19 protein-coding genes and 1 pseudogene are annotated in these 20,506 nt (G+C 52.0%); 11 read left to right on the top strand and 9 right to left on the bottom strand.

Translation table 11 applies throughout. The features are described 5' to 3' along the window. Nucleotides 1-18 precede the first annotated feature (18 nt). Entirely contained in the window at nt 19-1,797 is a 1,779-nt protein-coding gene (locus SIB80_RS10665) for an amidase (RefSeq protein ID WP_063419773.1), read from the top strand. Nucleotides 1,798-1,997: 200 nt separating this feature from the next. Here SIB80_RS10665 and hemL read toward each other — a convergent pair whose 3' ends face one another. Beyond that, a complete protein-coding gene (hemL, locus tag SIB80_RS10660; RefSeq protein WP_236066065.1) occupies nt 1,998-3,299 on the bottom strand; it encodes a glutamate-1-semialdehyde 2,1-aminomutase in 1,302 nt (433 codons plus the stop codon). 133 nt (nt 3,300-3,432) lie between these two features. On the opposite strand from hemL, the gene SIB80_RS10655 reads away from it, so the two are divergent. Further along, complete coding sequence (locus tag SIB80_RS10655) at nt 3,433-4,908, top strand: FAD-linked oxidase C-terminal domain-containing protein (RefSeq protein ID WP_205909740.1); 1,476 nt, start codon at nt 3,433-3,435, stop codon at nt 4,906-4,908. A 53-nt stretch (nt 4,909-4,961) separates the two neighbouring features. On the opposite strand, the gene xth is transcribed toward SIB80_RS10655, so the two are convergent. Beyond that, entirely contained in the window at nt 4,962-5,801 is an 840-nt protein-coding gene (xth, locus tag SIB80_RS10650) for an exodeoxyribonuclease III (RefSeq protein WP_063419775.1), read from the bottom strand. A 19-nt stretch (nt 5,802-5,820) separates the two neighbouring features. Here xth and SIB80_RS10645 point away from each other — a divergent pair, with 19 nt between their 5' ends. Next, nucleotides 5,821-6,198, top strand: coding sequence for a hypothetical protein (locus SIB80_RS10645; protein ID WP_236066040.1), 378 nt, complete (start codon nt 5,821-5,823; stop codon nt 6,196-6,198). Here SIB80_RS10645 and SIB80_RS10640 read toward each other — a convergent pair. Beyond that, nucleotides 6,149-6,952: a tetratricopeptide repeat protein gene (locus tag SIB80_RS10640; protein WP_063419776.1), complete on the bottom strand. Its 804-nt coding sequence runs from the start codon at nt 6,950-6,952 to the stop codon at nt 6,149-6,151. The genes SIB80_RS10645 and SIB80_RS10640 overlap by 50 nt on opposite strands. Before the next feature lie 127 nt (nt 6,953-7,079). Between SIB80_RS10640 and SIB80_RS10635 the strand changes: the two genes are divergently transcribed. From SIB80_RS10635 to SIB80_RS10615, 5 genes are all read left to right on the top strand, one after another. Continuing rightward, nucleotides 7,080-7,757: a hypothetical protein gene (locus tag SIB80_RS10635; RefSeq protein ID WP_196757105.1), complete on the top strand. Its 678-nt coding sequence runs from the start codon at nt 7,080-7,082 to the stop codon at nt 7,755-7,757. After that, the gene (locus SIB80_RS10630; protein WP_169190024.1) at nt 7,758-7,928 is read left to right on the top strand and encodes a hypothetical protein; all 171 of its coding nucleotides are present in this window, start codon (nt 7,758-7,760) and stop codon (nt 7,926-7,928) included. Next, nucleotides 7,925-9,157, top strand: a complete 1,233-nt coding sequence (locus tag SIB80_RS10625; protein ID WP_063419778.1) for a LarC family nickel insertion protein — start codon at nt 7,925-7,927, stop codon at nt 9,155-9,157. The genes SIB80_RS10630 and SIB80_RS10625 overlap by 4 nt, the downstream gene beginning before the upstream one ends. Further along, the gene (locus tag SIB80_RS10620; RefSeq protein WP_063419779.1) at nt 9,151-10,134 is read left to right on the top strand and encodes a lysylphosphatidylglycerol synthase transmembrane domain-containing protein; all 984 of its coding nucleotides are present in this window, start codon (nt 9,151-9,153) and stop codon (nt 10,132-10,134) included. The genes SIB80_RS10625 and SIB80_RS10620 overlap by 7 nt, the downstream gene beginning before the upstream one ends. A 644-nt stretch (nt 10,135-10,778) precedes the next feature. Then, complete coding sequence (locus SIB80_RS10615; protein ID WP_063419780.1) at nt 10,779-11,495, top strand: putative 2OG-Fe(II) oxygenase; 717 nt, start codon at nt 10,779-10,781, stop codon at nt 11,493-11,495. A gap of 600 nt (nt 11,496-12,095) precedes the next feature. Here the strand turns inward: SIB80_RS10615 and SIB80_RS10610 are convergent. The 5 genes from SIB80_RS10610 to SIB80_RS10590 form a co-directional block, all read right to left on the bottom strand. Next, the gene (locus SIB80_RS10610) at nt 12,096-13,694 is read right to left on the bottom strand and encodes an ABC transporter permease (RefSeq protein ID WP_063419781.1); all 1,599 of its coding nucleotides are present in this window, start codon (nt 13,692-13,694) and stop codon (nt 12,096-12,098) included. Between the two features lie 661 nt (nt 13,695-14,355). Continuing rightward, a complete protein-coding gene (locus SIB80_RS10605; RefSeq protein WP_205909860.1) occupies nt 14,356-15,432 on the bottom strand; it encodes a CobW family GTP-binding protein in 1,077 nt (358 codons plus the stop codon). 90 nt (nt 15,433-15,522) lie between these two features. Continuing rightward, nucleotides 15,523-15,813, bottom strand: coding sequence for a 4a-hydroxytetrahydrobiopterin dehydratase (locus SIB80_RS10600; protein ID WP_011825379.1), 291 nt, complete (start codon nt 15,811-15,813; stop codon nt 15,523-15,525). 271 nt (nt 15,814-16,084) lie between these two features. Next, nucleotides 16,085-16,453 (bottom strand): hypothetical protein, encoded by a 369-nt coding sequence (locus tag SIB80_RS10595; RefSeq protein WP_063419784.1) that lies wholly within the window; start codon nt 16,451-16,453, stop codon nt 16,085-16,087. After that, nucleotides 16,446-16,916: a secondary thiamine-phosphate synthase enzyme YjbQ gene (locus SIB80_RS10590; RefSeq protein WP_063419785.1), complete on the bottom strand. Its 471-nt coding sequence runs from the start codon at nt 16,914-16,916 to the stop codon at nt 16,446-16,448. Before SIB80_RS10590 ends, SIB80_RS10595 begins: the two co-directional genes overlap by 8 nt. A 301-nt stretch (nt 16,917-17,217) precedes the next feature. Between SIB80_RS10590 and SIB80_RS10585 the strand changes: the two genes are divergently transcribed. From SIB80_RS10585 to SIB80_RS10575, 3 genes are all read left to right on the top strand, one after another. Next, nucleotides 17,218-17,655 (top strand): thiol-disulfide oxidoreductase DCC family protein, encoded by a 438-nt coding sequence (locus SIB80_RS10585; RefSeq protein WP_063419787.1) that lies wholly within the window; start codon nt 17,218-17,220, stop codon nt 17,653-17,655. Between the two features lie 93 nt (nt 17,656-17,748). Further along, nucleotides 17,749-19,299 (top strand): carboxypeptidase M32, encoded by a 1,551-nt coding sequence (locus tag SIB80_RS10580; protein WP_063419788.1) that lies wholly within the window; start codon nt 17,749-17,751, stop codon nt 19,297-19,299. 233 nt (nt 19,300-19,532) lie between these two features. Next, on the top strand, nt 19,533-19,946 hold the full coding sequence (locus SIB80_RS10575) for a Paralytic/GBP/PSP peptide (RefSeq protein ID WP_413351461.1): 414 nt from the start codon (nt 19,533-19,535) through the stop codon (nt 19,944-19,946). Between the two features lie 196 nt (nt 19,947-20,142). Here SIB80_RS10575 and SIB80_RS10570 read toward each other — a convergent pair. Next, nucleotides 20,143-20,418 (bottom strand): annotated as a pseudogene (locus SIB80_RS10570) (carbamoyl-phosphate synthase); the annotation flags it as partial. Nucleotides 20,419-20,506 lie beyond the last annotated feature (88 nt).

The raw sequence follows: 20,506 nt of genomic DNA, 5'->3' as shown, positions 1-20,506 counted from the left end.
TTTATTTAAGCATTAGACATGACTCATTTAAAGGGGCCGAAGATATTTAACCAAGGTATAAGGCTTGCGCTTGCTCTGAGCATGGCTTGTCTTATGGCTGAGAAGTCTATGGCCAACCAGTTTGGCAGTCAGAAATTTGGGATTAAGGAGTCTACAATTGAATCCATTCATGATGCTTTTAAAGAGAGAAAGATTGATTGTGAGCAATTAATTCAGAGCTATTTGCATCGAATTAAGAAGTATAATTTCAGCCTCAAAAGAGGAGCTCCGCTTAATGCATTTGTTGCGCTTAATCCGAATGCAGTCAGGCAGGCAAAGGCTCTGGATAGGCATTTTAAACAAAGAAATAAATTGATGGGCCCTTTGCATTGCATCCCGATTGCTGTTAAAGATAATATTGATACCGTTGACACTCCTTCCACTTCTGGGTCGTTGGCTTTGCTTGGCTCTCAGCCAATCAGTAATGCTTTTTTGGTTAATAAATTACGAGCCGCTGGCGGCATCATTATTGGTAAAGCCGCTATGGATGAATTTGCTTCCGGCGGGGAAGGGATTAGTGGCCGCAGCGGAAGGATTGGCAATGCTTATGACCCTAATCAAAATTCCGGTGGCTCCAGTGGAGGCTCTGCAGTTGCAGTGAGTGCGAACTTTGCGGTGTTGGGGATCGGCACGGACAACAGTGGGTCGGTCAGAGTGCCTGCAGTCTTCAATGGCGTTTATGCCATTCGCCCAAGCACGGGTCTGATCAGTCATTCAGGAATTCTCCCGAGAGGCAACTTGGATGGAGTCGCTGGCGTGATGGCAAGGTCGATTCCTGATCTTGCTCTTGGCCTTGCTGCGATAGCAAGCACATCTGATCCTGATGATCATTTTACGAAACACGTGCCGCGCACAGATTCTTATGCAAATAATTTAAAAACTGCTTCCCTTGATGGAAGGCGAATTGGCGTGATTCGCAGAGTTGCAGGCAATGAGGTCTTTGACGCAACCGACAAGACTTCAATGGCTATATTCAATCAGGTCAAAGCCAGGCTTGAGAGAAAGGGTGCATCACTTGTTGAAATCAATCTGCCCTTATTCGACACGAACAGAGGCAATAATATGGCGGGCGAGGCGGAAGATATTGATCAATACCTAGGTTCTTTTGCGTCGACCAGAAGGAGCCTTCAGGACATATGTTTATCTGGTCGCACACGGCTAGGCGAGAAAGCCTGCATAGGGTATATGGAAAGCATTGCCCCAAGGTATAGCGATCGATATGATTCTGCGTTAAAGACTTTTGAGAAGAATAGAAACTATATAGAGGGATTGATGCGAGAAGATGGCATTGATGCTTTGCTAATGCCACTTAGTTCTTGGCAAGCCCCAAGCTATTACTCTGATATGTATCGCTCAGGTACGACGGAATCGCCGGTTGCATCAAACTCCGGATTGCCAGCAATTGCTTTGATTGCTGGTTGGACATCGGCAACTCCAGCAATGCCGATCGGCTTTGAGTTGATTGGTTTTCAATATGGAGAGGGGGATCTAATCGGCCTTGCGCAGGCTTATTCTTCTGGTCTTCCAGGCAGGCCTTTGCCTGAATTGAACGCTGGCAAGAATGACTTTCCTTTCGAGGATATTTGTGTTCAAGGAATCAATTACTTTATTACTCAGGCTGGTTGGCATAGTTATAAGCAGTTCTTAAAGGATGCTAATGGTCAGAATATTGAGCCAGCTGCTTATCAAAGGTTTTTTGAGCAGCAAACGCAAAAATTCGCTCAGGCAAATCAACAGTCTGTCCAAGCTTGTGAATAACTGCTCTGCTTATCCAGCTTTTTCCTGTTCTTGAGAGGTTTCTACTCTGTAAAAACAGGCAGAATTAGGGATTGCTAAAAAACGAGAATTGAATTAACTCTCTTTTCTCAACTTTTAGTTCTAGATGTAGCCCCTTGGCTTAGCTCGCTTGTATTTGCGCAAGAGAGCTGTTCTTACAGCTCTCTATTCTCGTTGTCTGTTCACGCCACTGCTGCAAAACTCTCGCGGAATGCCTTGAGGGTAGTTTCGATGTCTGCTTCGGAATGGGCAAGGGATGTGAAGCCTGCTTCGAAGGCACTTGGGGCTAGGTAGATGCCCCTCTCGAGCATGGCCCGATGCAGCTTGCCGAAGAGTTCGGTATCGGTTGCTTTGGCATCTTCGAAATTGCGTACTGGGCCTTCACAAAGGAAGAAGCCGAACATCGCACCGATGCTGTTGCCCGTAATGGGAATCTCTGCTGCTTTGGCTGCTTCGAGAATGCCGTTAATTAAGCGCTCCGTTGTGCTTTCTAGGCGCTCATAGGTGCCTTCTTGCTTGAGTAGCTCAAGGGTCTTGATGCCAGCAGTCATGGCAAGCGGGTTGCCACTCAGCGTGCCGGCTTGGTACATGGGGCCTGCGGGGGCCACCATCTCCATGATTTCGGCTCTGCCGCCATAAGCACCAACGGGGAGCCCACCTCCGATCACTTTCCCCATGGTGGTTAGATCAGGCGTGACGCCAAAGCGGGCCTGAGCACCTCCGTAGCTGATGCGGAAACCGCTCATGACTTCATCAAACACAAGTAAGGCTCCGTGTTCACGGGTGAGTTCTCGTAAACCTTCCAGGAAACCAGGCTCTGGAGTCATGAATCCGGCATTTCCTACGACTGGCTCAAGGATCACCCCGGAGATTGCGTCAGGATTCTCGGCAAACAGCTCTTTGACTGCCTCGAGATCGTTGTAGGGCGCAGTGAGGGTGTTACTGGTGGTGCTGCGGGGCACCCCTGGTGAGTCGGGTAGACCGAGAGTTGCCACTCCGGATCCAGCTTTCACCAAAAACATGTCGGCGTGGCCGTGATAGCAGCCTTCGAATTTGATGAGCTTGTCGCGGCCAGTGAATGCGCGCATGAGGCGCAGTACAGACATGCAGGCCTCAGTGCCGCTATTCACAAAACGCACCATCTCGACGCTGGGTACGGCGTCGATCACCATTTCAGCTAGTTGATTCTCTAGCTCACATGGGGCACCAAAGCTTGTGCCCTTTTCAAGCGCATCTTGCAGAGCAGCTATGACTTCTGGGTGGGCATGCCCGCAGATTGCGGGCCCCCAGCTGCCGATGTAGTCGATGAAGCGATTGCCATCGACGTCCCAGGCGTAGGCACCCTTTACGCGGTCAAACACGATCGGTTGACCGCCTACGGAGCGGAATGCTCGCACTGGAGAACTAACGCCACCAGGCATTAAGCGCTGGGCGGCGCTGAAAATCGCCTGGGAGCGGCTGGTGTTCAAGGCTGAAGCTGTCACAGGGACCGAAGCCAAGTGGCTGATACGAACCGTTCGCCATCTTGACCCAAAAAGGTCAGAAGCGGATGAACTGTGTCAGGCCATCCGTTTACTTCTTGGTTTGCTGCCTAGGTTGTTGGACAGATGCGCGGGCATGGTGTCCCACGACTGGACTGCTCTAGACAGGGACTTAAGGCGATTTTTGCCGAAGAAGTCGGTGGTCTCCAAGCGGCAAGAGTTGCTCGTTTACGACTGTGACGGGTTAACCATCGATCGTCATTGCCCTCCTTTGGCAGTGTTGCCCGAGACCACTGAGGAGGTGTCTCAGATCTTGGCTTGTTGTCATCGCTATGGCACCCCTTTTGTCGCTAGGGGTAGTGGTACGGGGCTCTCGGGAGGTGCATTAGTGGAGCAAGAGGCGCTGTTGGTGGTGACCAGTCGCATGCGCAGGATCCTTTCGATGGACCTTGATAACCACACCATTACGGTGCAGCCAGGAGTGATCAATAGTTGGGTGACTCGGGCGGTCGCTGGGGAAGGGTTTTATTACGCCCCTGATCCTTCCAGTCAGGTGGTGTGCAGCATCGGCGGCAATGTGGCCGAGAACTCTGGTGGTGTGCACTGTCTCAAATATGGCGTCACCAGTAATCATGTTCTGGGGCTTGAAGTAGTGCTTGCTGATGGCACGGTGACCCCCCTCGGTGGTGGATTGTCGGAGCATGCGGAGCTCGACCTGCGTGGGGCATTTATTGGCAGCGAAGGCACCCTGGGGATCGCCACAGCGATCACTCTGCGGCTCTTGCGGGCGCCGCAACATGTGACTGTGCTGCTAGCAGATTTCCCCACCATGGAGTCTGCAGGCGAGGCGGTCTGCCAGGTCACCGCTGCCGGAATTTTACCTGCGGGTATGGAGATCATGGATAACTTCATGATTAATGCAGTCAATGATCTGTTTGGCTTCGACGAATACCCTCGTGATGCCGCGGCTGTGCTGCTGATCGAGCTCGATGGTCAGGCGGCGGAAGTCACTGTGGCCGCAGACCAGGCCAGTGGACTTTGTAGCAAGGCAGGAGCGAGGACCATTCGTCGTGCAGAAGAGGCTGCTGACCGTGCCTTGCTTTGGAAGGGACGCAAGTCAGCATTTGCTGCGGTTGGGCAGATTTCACCCACCTATTACGTGCAGGACGGTGTCGTGCCACGCAGCACTTTGCCGAGGGTGCTGACGGCAATAGAGAGGCTTAGTCGAGAGTATGAGTTGCCGGTGGCCAATGTTTTTCATGCTGGCGATGGCAATTTGCATCCTTTAATCCTCTACAACGCAGACACGCCTGATGTGGAGTCTCGTGTTCGGGATCTGGGGTCAGCCATTCTGCGTGAGTGTCTTGATGTTGGCGGCAGCATCACTGGTGAACATGGGGTTGGGGCTGATAAGCGCTGTTATCTCGATTGGATGTTTGCAGCGGATGATCTGTCCACAATGAAACTGCTACGAAGAGCCTTCGATCCAGATGGACGGGCCAATCCTGACAAAATTTTCCCCACTCCAAAAAGCTGTGGTGAGTCGGCTCGGCGGCAGGTCATCTTGACTTCAGCAGGTCTTGAGATGCCTTCAGAAGCCCAGGCATTCTGACTCTCAGGAGGTGAATCCTTGACTGCGACTATTGCCTTAAATAGCCATGTCCTTCAATTGCTGAACAGTTCCGACATCTCCTCATCGTCATCAGTTGGAGGCCAGTTGAGATCTACGCTTACCGGGGCATGATCACTAGGCTTTTCATGGCCCCTTAGATGCTTTTGAATCACACAGCTTCTGGCCTGACTGAGAAGCTCATCGCATAGGTAGATGTGATCAATACGCCAACCCTGATCACGGTCCCAGGCACCACTTCGATAGTCCCACCAGCTCCAATGCTTGGCATCTGGTTCGAACACGCGGAACACGTCGTGGAGCCGGTCTCCTAAAACCTTTAGAAGAGCCTCTCTTTCAAGCTCGCTAGCCATAATCCCTCCCGTTAGTCGTTCGGGATGATGAATGTCTCTTGCTTCCAAGGCGATATTGAAATCCCCAACGAGGCAGAGGGGTTCATCCCGTTTCGCTTGTGCGCTCAGATAGCGGTTTAGGCAGCTCAGCCATTCGAGTTTGTAGGGATATTTCTCCGATCTCAGAGCGGAACCGTTGGGAACGTAGACATTGACGATACGAATGTTGTTAACGAGCGCGCTGATGACGCGCTTTTGCTCTCCCAGTTGCAAGGCTTCGGCATCCTCTGGGAGCTCACCAGTGAAGCCCCGGCGCACATCTTCGAGAGGTTGACGGCTAACGATTGCAACGCCGTTATAGGCCTTCTGTCCGTGAAAGTGCACTTGATAGCCCTGAGCTTCAAAGACCTCGTGAGGGAACTGCGGATCATCCACTTTTGTCTCCTGGAGGCAAAGCAGATCGGGTTGGGCATCCTGTAGCCAAGCTTGCACCTGATCGAGGCGGGTGCGAATTGAGTTGACGTTCCAGGTAGCGATCTGCACAGGTCATGGCAATCTGATCATGACAATTAGCATTAGCCTTGCTGAACTTGGGGATGCGTCATTGATCAACCGAGCCCCCTTAGGTCTTCATACCTTGTGCAAGCTTGGCTTGGCTGCACTGCCAATTGCCTTGCTCAGCCTGACAACAGTTGTCGATCGTGCTGATGCACAGCTTTCAGGTGACTATCAGACACCACAGGAGCGTGATCTTTACAACACCGTTCCGGGGAACAACGACAAAGGAACGATTCTCGATGCCACCAATCCGATGGACCTTATGAATCGTTTGCGAAGGTCCACAGCAATGGACGATGCCACAGCTCCTTCTGATGCAATCGATGCAGCCCTCAAGGCCCTGGAATTGGAGAGTTCTGAGGCTTCGGCGAATCAGCCCTGAGGACACTGTTTGAACCTTTTGTGCGGATTGAGTTAAGCCTCCACTGACTCGCCAGGCCATCAATCAAGGGATCCGCTTCGCCTGGTTTGTTACGGCGTTCTCTAGCTTCTTGAAGCAGAGTTTGTGCTTGCTGGTCTTGGCCTTGCTCCTGCCGCATGAGAGCAAGAGCGAGCAAGGGACGTGCGTCTGTTGGTGACTCATTTGATAGAACGCGATAGAGCGCAGCGGCAGCCTTGGTTTGTCCTGTCTGGCGCTGCAAATCTGCCAGGAGAAGCCCTATGGGTATGCGCTTGCCTTTCGTTTTGGACTCAAATCTCTTTTTGAGTTCAGTAACGGCTGCTTTTTCTCTCCCGGCCTCTAGGTCAAGCAAGATCTTCAATTGCAGGACCTCAAGGTTGTGAGGCTGGATGGTCATTAGCTGGTTGATGTCCTTCTGGGCTCCATCGCGATCTCCCTGTTCGCGCTTTAGTTCCGCGAGCATCAACTTCCATAACCAGGTTTTTGGCTGCCTGGCCATTAGCAGTTCAATTTGGGTCATTGCCTCCTCGTTGCGGCCTAGTACCAGCAATCGCTCCAGCAGCTTCTGCTGTTCTTCTGTGTTCAGATCACCATTATTTTGTTGATCTAGCAGATCTTTCACCTGCCGATTGAGGATCTCCCGATTGCCCAGAGCTCTTGACTCAGGTGCGATCAATTGCGCTCCAAACCAGGCCAGTGCTGAGGCGGTTATGAGCCCAGTGATCAGAAGGATCATCCCGCGGGAGGGCAGAATCCTTTCGGGCTTAAGCACTTTAGCGAGCAGAAAATTACCTGGTCAGTCTGGGACGGTTCACGAATGCTGGCTAGATTTCCAATTGGGCCAGTGGATGCCCTTTTTTTCGATGCGCGACCATCCGATTCCTGCGGCCACTGAGCCGTTGCAGTACAGGGCCATCGGTGTCGTAAGAGGCACTTATCGGCCGCAAGATTCTGAGCAGTTCACTCGAGGTTTCCTGGTGGATTCTGACGGGGTTGAGATTGAGGCTGTTGTCCTAGGCCGGGTGCTCACTTTGATGCGTCGTCATCTAGCCATGGATCAACCTCATCTATGGGTCGTCTATCCCCGCTGCCGCGAAGCGGATCATCTGCATCTACAGATTTCTGGAATCTGGGAGCCCAGCACCCTGAAACAAACCTTGCTTGATGAAAGTGATTCAGAGCGTTCGAGTGATTCCAGCTTGGAAATTGAAGATCAGCTTCCTCAAGGGGACGACTACTTTTCTATTCGTGGTGAATTGATCTATACCAGGCCTGAAACCGGTGACCTGGTTTTGAAGGTTCGCCAGAAACCTAGGGCTGATGGCAGTAGACCATTGCCGTTCAAATTGCAATTAAAAGGGGATGTGCCCCTCAGTAACCTGCGTCATTTTGTGAGCTTGGAGGTGCGACGTCGTGGGCAGCAGCTTCACCTTGAAGACTATGAAGTGATGGGGCCGATGCCTACTCGCGGTGGCAAGGGGCGAGGAGGAAGAGGTTCCCTTGTTCGACGGGATGGACGCGGTAGCCAGCCCAATAACTGAATGTCGTTGATCCAACCTTTCTGCTTAAGCCTTGGTGTTAGATCCTTCGCTGCATTGGCTGTCTATCTAGGCGTCGTGATTGCTATTGGTTTGGCTGTCGACAAGCTGTATTGGCGCTCTGTTCATGCTTTGGTTAGTCAGTTTCCCAAGGGACTCCCCCAGGGGCAATGACGGCCCTGTTTGTTGACTGCCCAACTGGTCTGGCTGGTGACATGCTCCTGGCCGCATTTTTGGATCTGGGTGTGCCTCGGGCCGTGATTGAGGCTCCCCTTGCAGGACTTGGCCTTGAGCAGGGTTATGCCCTTACGGTCGCAGAGGACCGCAGCGCTGGCTTGAGGGGCCTGAGGTTATCCGTCGAAGGTCTCGAATTGGAGCCTCCTCATCGGCTTTGGCATGACATCAGAGCGCTGATCATGGAAGCTGATTGGTCAGAACCTCTGCGCGCCAGGGTGTTGACGGTGTTCAAGGCTTTGGCGGAAGCAGAGGCTGCGGTTCATGGTCACCCCATCGAGCAGGTGCATTTTCATGAAGTGGGCATGATCGATGCTTTGGTTGATGTGGTGGGCGTTTGTGCGGCTGTTGAGCACTTGGCTCCCGAACAGATTGTCTGCGCCGTACCTCCGGCGGGGCGAGGCAAGACGGCAACAGCTCATGGCTTCTTGCCGGTTCCGGTCCCGGCCGTTTTGGAACTAGCCCGAAGACATCAAATCTGTCTCGAGGTTGGTGATGACCTCCCGGCTTGTGAACTCACCACACCGACGGGGCTTGCCTTGATGGCTGTGCTGGCAGAGCGCTTTGGTCAGCCTCCCTCGCTAAGAATCAAAGCGATTGGCGTGGGTTTGGGACACCGCACTCTTGATCGCCCAAACATCCTGCGAATCTGTGAGCTCGATGGTTTCGCTAGAGAGCAATCTGAAGAAGAGATGGCTGGTTTGAGATGGCAGCCGGTGGTTGTGCAGGAAGCCTGGATTGATGACGCCACGCCTGAGGACGTTGCCGTTTTTAGTGATCAGTTGCGGGATGCCGGAGCGTTGGATGTTGTTTCTGAGCAAGTGCAGATGAAAAAAGGTCGCCAGGGGGTCAGTGTGAAGGCATTGGTGACTGCTGAACAGGCTCCTGGATTGCGAGTGGTGTGGTTCTCTCAGGGAACGACTCTGGGGTTGCGGGAGCACTCTCATGGGCGGTGGTTGCTGCCTCGTCGTGGGGGATCCTGTCCCACGCCATGGGGCTCAGTGCGTGTCAAGCAGGTACGGCGACCTCCAGGGATCCTCACTGTCAAGCCGGAGCATGACGATCTCCTTCGCCTCAGTGTTGAGACGGGCCATTCTCTGGAGCAGTTACGCCGTGAAGTGTTGTTGGCTTCGGAGGATTTTGTTGCAGATGAGGATTGGACATGGTGATCTCAGGCTTGATTCGCCATGGGCGGGGTTTGAGGTTTTGGCTGGGCAAGGTTGCTCTCCCAGGTGGGTTTCGCCTCTGGATCACGCTCGCAAGTCTTGCCTTTGTGGTGGTGGCATTGGTCAGCCATGGGGCACAGTTGCGTCAGCTTTCCCTGAGTGGCCTGGCCTGCTGGTGGCTGGTGCTTGGCGTGGGGATCAGCTGGTCGAGCCTCGTGGTGAATGCACTCGCTTGGCGAGTGTTGGTGGGTTGGTTGGGCCATCGACCCAGGCAAATATCACTGATTCCCCTTTTCCTGAGTAGCAATCTGCTCAAGTATCTGCCTGGCGGGATCTGGCATTTGGTTGAGCGAATGCGGGTGCTAAGGCCCCATCTGGGGGCCGGGCCTGCATTGGCTTCTGTGTTGCTCGAGCCCTTGCTCATGGCCGTAGCGGCACTTCTTTGGGTTCCCTTCGGAGGTTGGCAGTCAGGCCTGGCGATGGCCTGTTGCTTGCCAGCAATGTTGTTGATACCTCGCTGGAGAGAGCCCCTGCTTAGACGCTTAGAACGTGCCAAAGCCAATCAGCTCGATCGGGTTGATGCGGGTTTGGTTGGTGTTGTTTCAGCAGAATCATTGGGCAGTGGACGAGACGACTACCCCTGGAGTTCGCTGGCGATGGAGATGCTCTTCGTGGCGTTTCGCTTTGCTGGATTCTGGTGTTGTGTGATGGCGTTTTCGCTGAGCACCAGCTTGTCGATGGGGGAATGGTTGGCAGCGTTTGCCTTGGCTTGGACTGTGGGCTTGGTCGTTCCTGCAGCGCCTGGAGGGCTAGGGGTTTTTGAAGCCACTCTTTTGTTGCGAGTGGGCTCTGAGGTACCGGAAGCGCCCTTGTTAGCGGCGGTGCTCTGCTACAGGGTGATCGCAACGATTGCCGATGGGCTTGCCGCTGCTGCGGTTGCTGGGGATCGTGCGTTATTGAAGCGACAGACGGTGCATTAGCGAGGCAGACGGCGAATGCAATGAGGTGATGAGATATCTCAGCTTTCAAAAATTAAATTGTCTATAAACGTCTGAAACCCTTATTGACGATTTCAGGTTAGCGGCAGCATTGATAAATCTTGCGGCTCTAAGTAGAACGTTCTCTGTGTTGTTGAGTCGAGACCAATCGGGGTGCCTTGTTGCTCGATATGGTTTGGTCTTTAGCCTTTCTGCATGGCTGAAAAGGCCGAGTCAAAGTATCGGAATCAATGGCACTTCTTGTTGCGAAGTTGCTTGAGCCTTGCCTTGGAGAGTGTTGGAGAGGTTCTGGTTTCTTGAGGCATTCTAGGGGTGGAATTTCGCTTAATGACTGTCAATCTATAAAATCATCGCTGGAGGTTAAAGCCTGAGGAGAGAGGCCTCTGGGCTAAAAAGTTCTCTTTGAGCTCAAAGAATAGCAACTTGCTAATTCTCTTTTATGCAGTGGCTTTTACACTTTGCTCATCATCGCTTCTGGTGAAAGCTTTCAATTTAGTTGGATTGGTTTGAACTGCAAGAAGTTCTCTGAAATCTTCTTATGCTCGTAAATTTCGCTAAGCACCGGTTCATTGTGAACATAAATGTGTATCGCATGCATCACACTGTTGCTAGCAAAGAAACTGATCATGGATGTTCTTGACCTTTTCCCAAGGTCCATCCTCAAGGGGGAGCTTGCACCCTCAGTGCTCAGCAGCCTGCAGAGTCTTGCGGCTCAGGTGCTCGCGAATCCAGAAAACAGCCCTGATGCATCGGCGAAGCTGGCTGGGCAACTCAACCAACAAAGAGAGCTTGATCTCAATCAACTAGAAGTTCAGAATTTTTGCAATCAAGCTGTTTTGCCTGGTTGTGAACGTTGGATTCGTCATGTGATTGATCGACAACCTCCGCAAGGACGTGGCCCATGGACACCAGGCCGCTATCGGCTGCAGATGGTGGATGTTTGGTTGAACAGCCAACGGGCTGGTGATTACAACCCGACCCATACCCATGGTGGAAGTTTTTCGGGGGTTGCATTCCTGCAAGTGCCATCTCAGATCAGGCCAGAGAGTTTTGATGGTCAGCTTTGTTTTCATGGCCCTGAGGAATGGCACATCCAAAGTTTTCGCACGGGAATGGCGCACTATGTTTTGCCAGTGCCAGGTGAGTTTTATGTTTTCCCGGCATGGCAACCTCATTCTGTGATGCCTTTTCGAGGTGAAGGAGAGCGCTGGTCATTGGCTTTTAATGTTTTGGCTTTGCCTAAGACAAAGGATCAGCCCAATCCACAGGATCAGCCCACCACCTCTCAGTTCAATCGAAACGTGTCCCTTTCATCCCAGAGAGCTGAGGCGAAAGGGTTTTAGCTAATTTTGTGGTTGAAAAATCAATGCTTCACCTTGGTCATGAACAGCTCCAATAGTCTGGAGAGAATGAACTCATCCCCTGCAACTTTGCTAAAAGAAAATATGCTTAGTCGTTGCCTGATATCAGGGCCAATAGCAGCAAGTGTAAGCATCAGAGACTCCATGTATTAATAGTCTCGAAGCGACTTGAGCCACGTTCAATGTATAGGCCTAAGAGAGAGTTTGCTTGATTGTGTGTTTAGCCAAGTGGCGCATTAGTTGTATACCAAATTGGCGAATCCATTTCAACTGTAACCCCGACTAATCGCAGAGCAAGGAAAGCGGCAAGGCCAAGAAATAGGCGTATTAGAAGCACATTATTGTATTTTTCCATAGACTGGTCTTCAATCAAAAGATGTCAATATCTTAGTCTTCGCATGCTGCTAATCTCGTATCAAATAAGTGATTTATCTGTAGCAAGTGTTGTGGAGGAGAGACTTTTTTGTCTGTCGAGTCTCTCTTCGCAATTCTCGCTTGTTATGAGTCTGTGGTTTTGAATGGGGTCTGCCTTTCTGAAACCGACCCAAAACTCTTGTTGAAGATCATTTGAAGTATTGAAAACTAAGTGAGTGGTTCTTTACTTAAAGGCTTTTTTCGTTCCCCTTGATCGAGCCCTGGGACCAATGCCAGCGAAGCGATTAATCCCAGAGCGATGATAATCAGTGCTGGCAAGATGGATTCCGCCATGCGTTCATCTGCGGCGTATTGGTACAGCCGTACAGAAAGGGTGTCGAAATCAAAGGGTCTCAGGACAAATGTGAGAGGTAGTTCTTTAACCGTGTCGACAAAAACCAAAAGTGCTCCTACCGCTAGTGGACCTTTCAGTAAAGGCAGATGAACGCGTCGAAGCACCGCCTGCCATTGACAGCCAAGTCCAGTAGCGGCTTCATCCAGGCTTGGGGAAAGGCGCTCGAAGGCAGCGTCGAGTCCTCCTTTTGCAACTGCCAAGAAGCGATCGCTATAGCCCCACAGCAGCAGCAGAATCCATGCGAGGTTCCATGGAGCACCGTTGAATGGCATCAGCGCAATGGCCATCACAGCTCCTGGAATGGCATAACCAATACCTGCCATAAATGAGAGGTTGCCCATCCAGCGTGTTGATGACCAACGCTTGGCGATTGCAAGGATCAGACCTGCTACCACGGCCAGGCTTGCTGCTGCCAGCCCAAGTCCAAGACTGCGTTCTGTCAGTGGGATTAGATCAGGATCTATCCCTTGTTCGAGTTGATCGAGATTGAGGATGGCCCACAGCAGGGGCACACCCAAAGTGATCGTGGGAGGAATGAGGGCTAGGCACTGAGCGCACAGGGCTCGTACACCGTGCAGCTGCCAGGCTGGAGAATCGCCACCAGCGACACCCTCTGTCCAGCGGCGGCTTCGTCGTCTCAGTCTGCGTTCATACCCCACCAGTGACATCACGATGATCAGCGCGATCATTGCTAGTCCAATGGCACCGGCAGGATTGCCTTCCATTTGCCAGGTCTCAACGATGCCAGCTGACAGGCTTGGGATGGCGAGTAGTGCTACGGCCCCGAGTTCATTGACGACTTCCATGCCCATCAGGGCAATCCCGGCACCAATCGCTGGCAAAGCCATGGGCAGAGCAATGCGTCGAAAACTGTTCCACGGTCCAACCCCAAGACTGCGGCAGGCTTCCAGTTGGCGGCGTCCGCAGATTGAAAAGCTTTCAGTGCTGAGGAGAAAAACGTAGGGATAGGTTGTCAGCGCCATGATCAAAATCCCCCAGCCCATGCCATGAATTCGTATGGCATTGCGACTGCCAAGATCGATCAGGATGGCCGAGAGTAGGTAGGCGGGTGTGGCGAGGGGCAATAGCTGAGCCACTCGTAGGGCTCGACGTCCTGGGAAGCGGCAGTTTGCTAATAACCAGCCGTTTGCAGTTCCCAGTAGGCCACCCAATAAGGATGTCCCGATCAGCAGAGTCAAGGTCCCTTGAATCTGTTGTGGGCCATCGACTCCCAGGCTGGCCGATCCATTGATGAATCCCTGCAGTGCTTCACGGATCAGACCAATCAGAGGCCAGAGAGCAAGTACAGCAAGCAGAATTGCCATGCTGTTGAGAAGCAGGCGGTCTGGTTGCCAATGGCGTTTGCGCAGGCGGTTCGAGCCGTAGCTTGACGGGACGGCGTCTTGGGTCATCAGGCGATCAATCTCAACCGTTAGAGGCCATCAGGGAGAAGGTTTTGATGTTGAGCAAGCGAAGTTGGGTGGCATTGGCAGAGTTCTGCAGCGGTGAAGACTTTTTTCTGCATGACCTCAACTGCGTTCAACAGCATTGTGAGTCACGACATTCTTTTTGCTCTGCGATGGCTTTGAACGCTGGCCTGCAGCTTCTTGTTGTGCTCGAGTTCCCTTCCCGCTTGTTGATTGAGGGGTAGTTTTCTAGGGGCGTCGCTCGCGTACCGGAATCGGCACAAGTGAGGGTTCCATCAGTCCGCCGCCGCTGTTGTCGTCATCGGAATCGGCCAATAACCAAAAGGCCAGCATCACTAGGGCCAGGGCGGTGATGGCGGTCAGCAGTTCAAGCATTGCCCTCTCCGTTGAAGAAACACTGTAGCCAGGTAGATCTCAATCAGAAGTATTAGAAGCTTGATTTTGTTCATACTGAAGTATCAATTCAGCACAGCAAACACAACCAGCGAGTGTGCAGTCGTTTTTATTGCCTCAGAATTGAGTGCGCTGTTGATCAAGCTGTTGTTCAGCTTCTCCTCCTGGCGCGGGTTGAGCAACTGCCATTGCTGCAGCTGTTGAGTAGCAAGCAGTGGGCGAAGTTGTCGATCTGTTTGCCTGTTGGTTGGATTCAGCTGAACCCTTTGCCGGCGTCCTTTGCTACGCAGGCCTGAAGTTGGCGCCGCAGGGTGTCGTGATCGAGTTGGCGTCCAATCAACACCAGTTGGTTCTTGCGCTCAGCGGGCCAGTCGCTGTCATCAATGGAGAAGCGCTTGCCGGCTAAATGAAAGATGTGGCGGCGTTCGCTCTCGTTGAACCAGAGAATCCCTTTGGCACGAAAGACTTCTGCAGGAAGTTGATTGTCTAAGAAATTTTGGAACTTCCGCAGCGCAAAAGGGTCATCGCTGCTGAAGGATAGGGATGTGAAGCCTTCGATTGCTAGGTGATCAGGGTGGTCATCGTGGTGATGACTGTGATGACTGTGATCGTCGTGGTGATGACTGTGATCGTGGCTCTCTGCAACGTCTGCTGGTTTTACGCGATCGGTTTCAAACAGGCCCACGCTTAGTAGCAGCGGTAAGGGCACATCTCCTTTGATTGATCGAAGGATGCGGGGATTTTGTTTGAGGTCTGCCAACTTGGATTCAACCTCTTTTAATCGCTCTTCAGGGACGAGATCTGTTTTGTTGAGCAGCAGGATGTCGCCATAGATCACCTGGGCTCTGCCGACTTCGCTTTCCAGGAGTTGGTCGTTAAAGTTTTCCGCGTCGATCAAGGTAATGATCGAATCCAAGCGGGTTTGATCTCGCAGTTCACTGCCAAGAAAGGTCATGGCAACGGGTAGCGGATCTGCCAGGCCTGTGGTTTCCACAACGAGGTAATCGATTGGGTCTGGACGTTCGAGAATCCGATCAACCGCTTCGAGCAGCTCCCCATTGATCGAGCAGCAGATGCAGCCATTGCTGAGTTCAACCATGTCCTCGCTGGTGCTGACGATCAACTCGTTGTCGATTCCAATCTCACCGAATTCATTCACCAATACGGCGGTTTTTAGGCTCTTCTGATTGCTGAGGATGTGGTTGAGCAGGGTGGTTTTGCCGGCGCCTAGGAAGCCAGTGAGGATTGTTACCGGTACGCACCGGTCTTGCTCGAGCGCTTCGCCATGATCAGGTTGAGTGGTTGTTTCGGATGCGATTACGTCGTTCATGGGCTTGCCGTCAGGGGAGCGGGAGGGTGCTGGAACCACAGCCGCTCGTTGATTCCATGCTGGCAGCAGTTTCGGCTGAGTGAGTTTTGATTAGCCCGGTTCCAACAAATTGATTGCTTCGGCGAGCTTCAAATCACGATCGCTCAGTCCGTTGACGTCATGGGTCGTCAACTCGATCGTCACAGTGGCATAGACGTTGCTCCATTCCGGGTGATGGTTCATGGCTTCAGCTAGCAGTGCCACACGGGTCATAAAACCGAAGGCTTCCACAAAGTTGCGAAAGCGCCATTGCCGTCTCAGCCGTTGATCCGCCAGGGTCCACCCTGGCAGCTTTTCAGCTACGGAAGAGAGCTGTTCAGCAGTAAGCAGGGTTGCCGTCATGAGGTTGTGTTGTGAGCATTGCAGTCATTCTTGTCTGTGATGGTTGCTGTGTTGTGTTGCTCTACTGATGCAATGGCTGAAGGGTGATTTGATGTTGTCCCCTAGGAGTGATTGCGGCAGTTGAATCCAATGCTGTTGTCCGAGCTGGTCGGAGACTGATCAACAATTTTTCTTTGAACTGGCAATGATTGAGCGCTGTGGTGCGTTGTCGAGAGGTTGTCTGTTTAGAGCATCGATCAACGATGCACATTGGGCAGTGCATTTGTTCGGATTATGTTTGATCTGTTGGCATCGATTGCCCCTGATCTGGTGACTCCGCTAGATCGTGGAGACGATCAACGAGCAGATCCACTTCGGTCTCAGCACCACCATCTTCAGCCCAGGCATCAGGGTTGTGGCGTTGTTGCACCAACTGGTTGAGTTTGAAACCATTGCGGCGTGCAAAAAAGTTGGCTGTGCTGCTTGGTGCTGCTTCTTTGTGGCCAGCAGTTGGCTTGTCTATTTTGGATTTCGAGAGATCAGGAATGGCGAGATTGAGGGCCGCTCGTAGTAGATGCTCGATGGCTTGTTTTTGATCCATGCCGTGCATCGCGGCATAACGATCAAGTCGCTTTAACAATTCATCAGGCAGATCATTCATGGCTGTTCATTTCGCCAATCGCGTGGATCGCCACCCGCCTGTGGCTTCCATGCCGGCGATGTTCCCAGAGATAAATCGCCTGCCAGATGCCTAGTAGCAGCCTGCCTTGATCAATGCTGAGGCTAAGAGTGCTGCAGGTGAGAGCTGTGCGGATATGCGCGGGCATATCGTCTGGCCCTTCATCGTCATGTAGATAGGAACACCGCTCGCCTAGGCCGTTGATAGGCCGGAAGCCTTCTTCTGGCACGAGAGCCTTGAGATAAGCCGAGAGATCTGTGAGCACTCGTGGGTCTGCGTTTTCGTTGATGGTGAGGCTGCAACTGGTGTGCAATGCCGTGAGGTGGATAACGCCACGCTTAATTCTCGAGGAGGCAATCCAATGATTGAGTTGGGCAGTGAGGTCTGTGAAGCCCTCTCCTGTCGTGACAATCTCCAGCTGGTGTAACGCTTGCTGAAGAGACATCGCTGTTGGGGGGAGTGACTGGCTGCCTAAGTTTGGTCTACACAGTTGAGCTAGCAGCAATGGGGCGTGCTGTTTCGCTGAAAGGCTCTGCTGGCGATCATTGCTTTGCTTGCTGCGCTTGCGAGTGGCTGTGCCTCTCTCTATGCACAGCGGGTCTGAAGCAGCTGAAAAATATCTGCCCGATGGCTTTTTCGAAACCTTTTGCTGGCAAAGACAACACTCGCCAATGGATGACCTATGCCTTGATGGCCAGCAATGGTGAGGAATTCCCTTGTGGTTGGATGAGGTTGACTGATGACTGATGCCGCAAGGAATGCACCTGGAACAGGAGATCACCGTCAATGTTGAACCTGAGCTCACCCTCTTGTTTGACGGGGCTTGTCCTTTTTGTTGCCGTGAAGTGAGCTTTTTACGCGCTCATGATCTTCACGGCCGCTTGAATTTTGTTGATATTGATTCCCCTGACTATGAGCCTGAGGCCTTTGCAGGCATCAGTTATCGGCAGGCGATGGGGCGCATGCATGCGTTGCGTCGCAATGGTGAAGTCGTGCGAGATATCGCGGTCTTTCGCGAGGCTTATCAATTGGTGGATTGGGGATGGCTCTATGCACCCACGGCCTGGCCTGGTGTTGCTCGTGTTGTGGATGGGGTCTACAAGATCTGGGCTCGATTGCGCCTGCGGCTCACTGGCCGCGAATCCCTCGATCAGCTATGTCGTTGCCGCATGAAGCAGCTTTAGTTTTTTACCTCTCTTCTGTCTCTCTTTTAAGGGGTAAGGGGGTGTCAAGCTCGACGAACTTTTGGCCTTAGGGCACTCGTCTGTTTAAGGTTGATGCAGTCATGGATCCAGCCCTTGCCTGCGCTGGCTTGGCAACGACTTGGTGAATATCTGCACGAGACCCAGCTTTTGGGTTCGATTCAAAGCACCCTTTATTGGGATCAGAACACCAGGATGCCTGATGCTGGAGCTGCTTGGCGTGGTGAGCAGCTCAGTCTTTTGGCCAAGCAACTGCATGCTCGTCAAAGCAGTCAGCAATTTGAGGGGCTGTTGGTGGAGGTTCGAGCTGAATTTGAGCAAGCTCGTTTGGCGGGGGAGTTGGAGCCAAGCCAGGTTGTTGAGCGAGCTCGCAACCTGGAGCTGCTTGAGCAAGACCTCAGGCGACAGCAGCGCCTAGATCCTAATTTGGTGGGAGCGCTCGCGACTGCGAAGTCTGCGGGATATGCCCGATGGCAACAGGCCAGAGTCAATGCGGATTTCTCCTGCTTCGCGCCCGCTTTGCAGCATCTGATCAGTTTGCGCCAGGAACAGGCGCAGCAGCTGGCAGAACAACGCAGCTGCTGGGAAAGCTTGGCCCAACCTTTTGAGCCAGATCTGACCTTGGCGCGTTTAAAGGAGCTGTTTGCTCCATTACGTCAACGATTGCCTGATTTAGTTGAGAAGGCACGCGCTTGGACTCGTTCTCGTGCGGTGTCATTGGGATGGGATTTGCATGACACCACTCAGCAGGATCTTTGTGAGCGCTTGCTGCAGCGATGGGGTCGGGATCTGAGCATCACTTGCGTGGCGCGATCACCGCATCCGTTTTCAACCACCCTTGGACCTCAGGATTTTCGACTCACGACAAGAGTGGTGCCTGGGCAGCCCTTGTCTTGTTTTTTGGCCACCGCCCATGAATGGGGACACTCCCTCTATGAACAGGGTCTTCCTGCTCAAAGTCATCAATGGTTTGCCTGGCCGTTGGGCCAGGCCACGTCGATGGCGGTGCATGAGAGTCAGTCTCTGTTTTGGGAGAACAGAATTGCTCGCAGTAGGGCTTTTTGCGAATGCTGGTGGCCTCATTTTGCCTGTGTAGGCGCGCCACTCAGCTCTGCTGATGAGCTTTGGCTGGCGATGAATCCATTGATACCAGGGTTGAATCGCGTGGAAGCCGATGAACTCAGTTATGGCTTGCATATTTTAATTCGAACAGATCTTGAAATTTCGCTACTAGAAGAAGGCTTAATGGTGGAGGATTTGCCTGATCAATGGAACCAGCGCTATAGCAATTTGCTTGGTGCGATTCCCAAAAATGATGGCGAGGGCTGTCTGCAAGATGTGCATTGGAGTGAAGGTTTATTTGGCTATTTCCCTTCTTATCTGATGGGGCATCTGATTAGTGCGCAGCTATCAGAAGCGATGCAGCAGGCGATTGGACCACTTGAAGAACATGTTTCTCATGGTAATGAGCATCAGCTGTTGGCTTGGTTAAGAGAACATGTTCACCCGATTGGCCGGATGATGAATGCTGAGCAATTGGTAGAGCATGTAACCGGAAAACCTTTGTCGAGCAAGCCTTTCCTTGATTACTTAGAAGACAAGCTTGAGCATCTGCAAGAACTTTAATAGATAATCCTGGCCTAGATTTGGCGCTATGTTGAAAACATCTGCTGCCGTTACTAGATCAAATCAATTGCATTGAAGGGAAGGGCATTGGGTGAATGGCATCTTTCTTTGCTCTTAGATGTTCTTACTAATTATTTGCTTTCTTCTGGGATTTCTCCAGGGCCCGTTATGCTTGATACAGCAGAACGTCGCAAATGAAAGGTATTAACGGCATATTGGCTGCCATTGGCGTCATGCTTTTGGTGTTTATTGTTATCACCATGGGGATAATTCCTGGAGGTAATGTTATCACTAGGCAAGTTACTGAAAGTCGGCTTGATGCTAGGGGCGTAGCCAATGATCAATTGAAGAATAATCAACTGGCAATTAATCCAAAAGCCACTAATCTAGCAGCCACTAATCCGCTAGCTATTCAGAGAGTGCCAGCTAATTCAGTAACCAGTCAGCGAGTGCCGAATGATCAAGTATCAACAGATGAGACCGCTGTTGAACAGCAGGGCTCTAAATGTGCGCCTGGCTGGGTAGAGACAGGCGATGGCATTTTATGTGTGCCTGGATTGTTTAAGATGCTTGATGTTGCCGATACGGGCGGTCCGGGCGAGAAGAATTGTTGGGCTGGAGGGATGGTGCTTAATTGCCGTGACTAAAGAATCTGATGCGACTCTATTCATTGGAAGCCCATAAGATCGTGCTCTGTCTAATATCAAGTTCCTAGAATACCTATTTATTGGTATGATTATCTTGATTAATTCACAGCGTCTGCACTGAAATAGCAATAGATAGTTTTGAGGTTTGGAAAACTAGTTTGGTCAATGCTGGCGATAGCTGGCTGTGCTTTTGAGGGTTGGCTAAGGCATCGATAAAGAAGACGCTGTTCTCACCAACAGCAATGGGAAGAAATGCCCCTATGCAAGCTTGATCGGGTGTGCCTGCTCCTTGCAGTGTTCCTTGGAAACCCCAGTTGAACCACACAGCATCTTTAATCTTGATCTTCATCACGCCTAGATCTTCTGTACTGCCTTCTTCTTGTTGAGTAGCAACAGGTTGGATGGGAGTGTTGGCTAGTGCAAGAGCCGTCGCACCAGTCAGCGATAACGCGAGGCGAAGCGAACGCAGCACTGGGATTGAGCTGTTAAATGCTGTCCAAAGCATGATGGGAAGATGTGGCTTTTCGACCTGCCCACATCTTTTTCGCCAAAACGAACAG

The sequence above is a fragment of the Prochlorococcus sp. MIT 1327 genome (assembly GCF_047304785.1).
GTDB lineage: Bacteria > Cyanobacteriota > Cyanobacteriia > PCC-6307 > Cyanobiaceae > Prochlorococcus > Prochlorococcus marinus_D.
This window is presented reverse-complemented; position numbering and strand designations above follow the sequence as displayed.

Coding starts and splice junctions, on each gene's coding strand:
- SIB80_RS10655 (WP_205909740.1), top strand. CDS start 3,433: ATGGTGTCCCACGACTGGACTGCTCTAGACAGGGACTTAAGGCGATTT.
- SIB80_RS10605 (WP_205909860.1), bottom strand. CDS start 15,432: ATGAACGACGTAATCGCATCCGAAACAACCACTCAACCTGATCATGGC.
- SIB80_RS10620 (WP_063419779.1), top strand. CDS start 9,151: ATGGTGATCTCAGGCTTGATTCGCCATGGGCGGGGTTTGAGGTTTTGG.
- SIB80_RS10585 (WP_063419787.1), top strand. CDS start 17,218: ATGCCGCAAGGAATGCACCTGGAACAGGAGATCACCGTCAATGTTGAA.
- SIB80_RS10575 (WP_413351461.1), top strand. CDS start 19,533: ATGCTTTTGGTGTTTATTGTTATCACCATGGGGATAATTCCTGGAGGT.
- SIB80_RS10580 (WP_063419788.1), top strand. CDS start 17,749: ATGCAGTCATGGATCCAGCCCTTGCCTGCGCTGGCTTGGCAACGACTT.
- SIB80_RS10590 (WP_063419785.1), bottom strand. CDS start 16,916: ATGTCTCTTCAGCAAGCGTTACACCAGCTGGAGATTGTCACGACAGGA.
- SIB80_RS10625 (WP_063419778.1), top strand. CDS start 7,925: ATGACGGCCCTGTTTGTTGACTGCCCAACTGGTCTGGCTGGTGACATG.
- SIB80_RS10615 (WP_063419780.1), top strand. CDS start 10,779: ATGGATGTTCTTGACCTTTTCCCAAGGTCCATCCTCAAGGGGGAGCTT.
- SIB80_RS10630 (WP_169190024.1), top strand. CDS start 7,758: ATGTCGTTGATCCAACCTTTCTGCTTAAGCCTTGGTGTTAGATCCTTC.
- SIB80_RS10595 (WP_063419784.1), bottom strand. CDS start 16,453: ATGAATGATCTGCCTGATGAATTGTTAAAGCGACTTGATCGTTATGCC.
- SIB80_RS10645 (WP_236066040.1), top strand. CDS start 5,821: ATGACAATTAGCATTAGCCTTGCTGAACTTGGGGATGCGTCATTGATC.
- SIB80_RS10600 (WP_011825379.1), bottom strand. CDS start 15,813: ATGACGGCAACCCTGCTTACTGCTGAACAGCTCTCTTCCGTAGCTGAA.
- SIB80_RS10665 (WP_063419773.1), top strand. CDS start 19: ATGACTCATTTAAAGGGGCCGAAGATATTTAACCAAGGTATAAGGCTT.
- SIB80_RS10635 (WP_196757105.1), top strand. CDS start 7,080: ATGCGCGACCATCCGATTCCTGCGGCCACTGAGCCGTTGCAGTACAGG.
- SIB80_RS10610 (WP_063419781.1), bottom strand. CDS start 13,694: ATGACCCAAGACGCCGTCCCGTCAAGCTACGGCTCGAACCGCCTGCGC.
- SIB80_RS10640 (WP_063419776.1), bottom strand. CDS start 6,952: ATGATCCTTCTGATCACTGGGCTCATAACCGCCTCAGCACTGGCCTGG.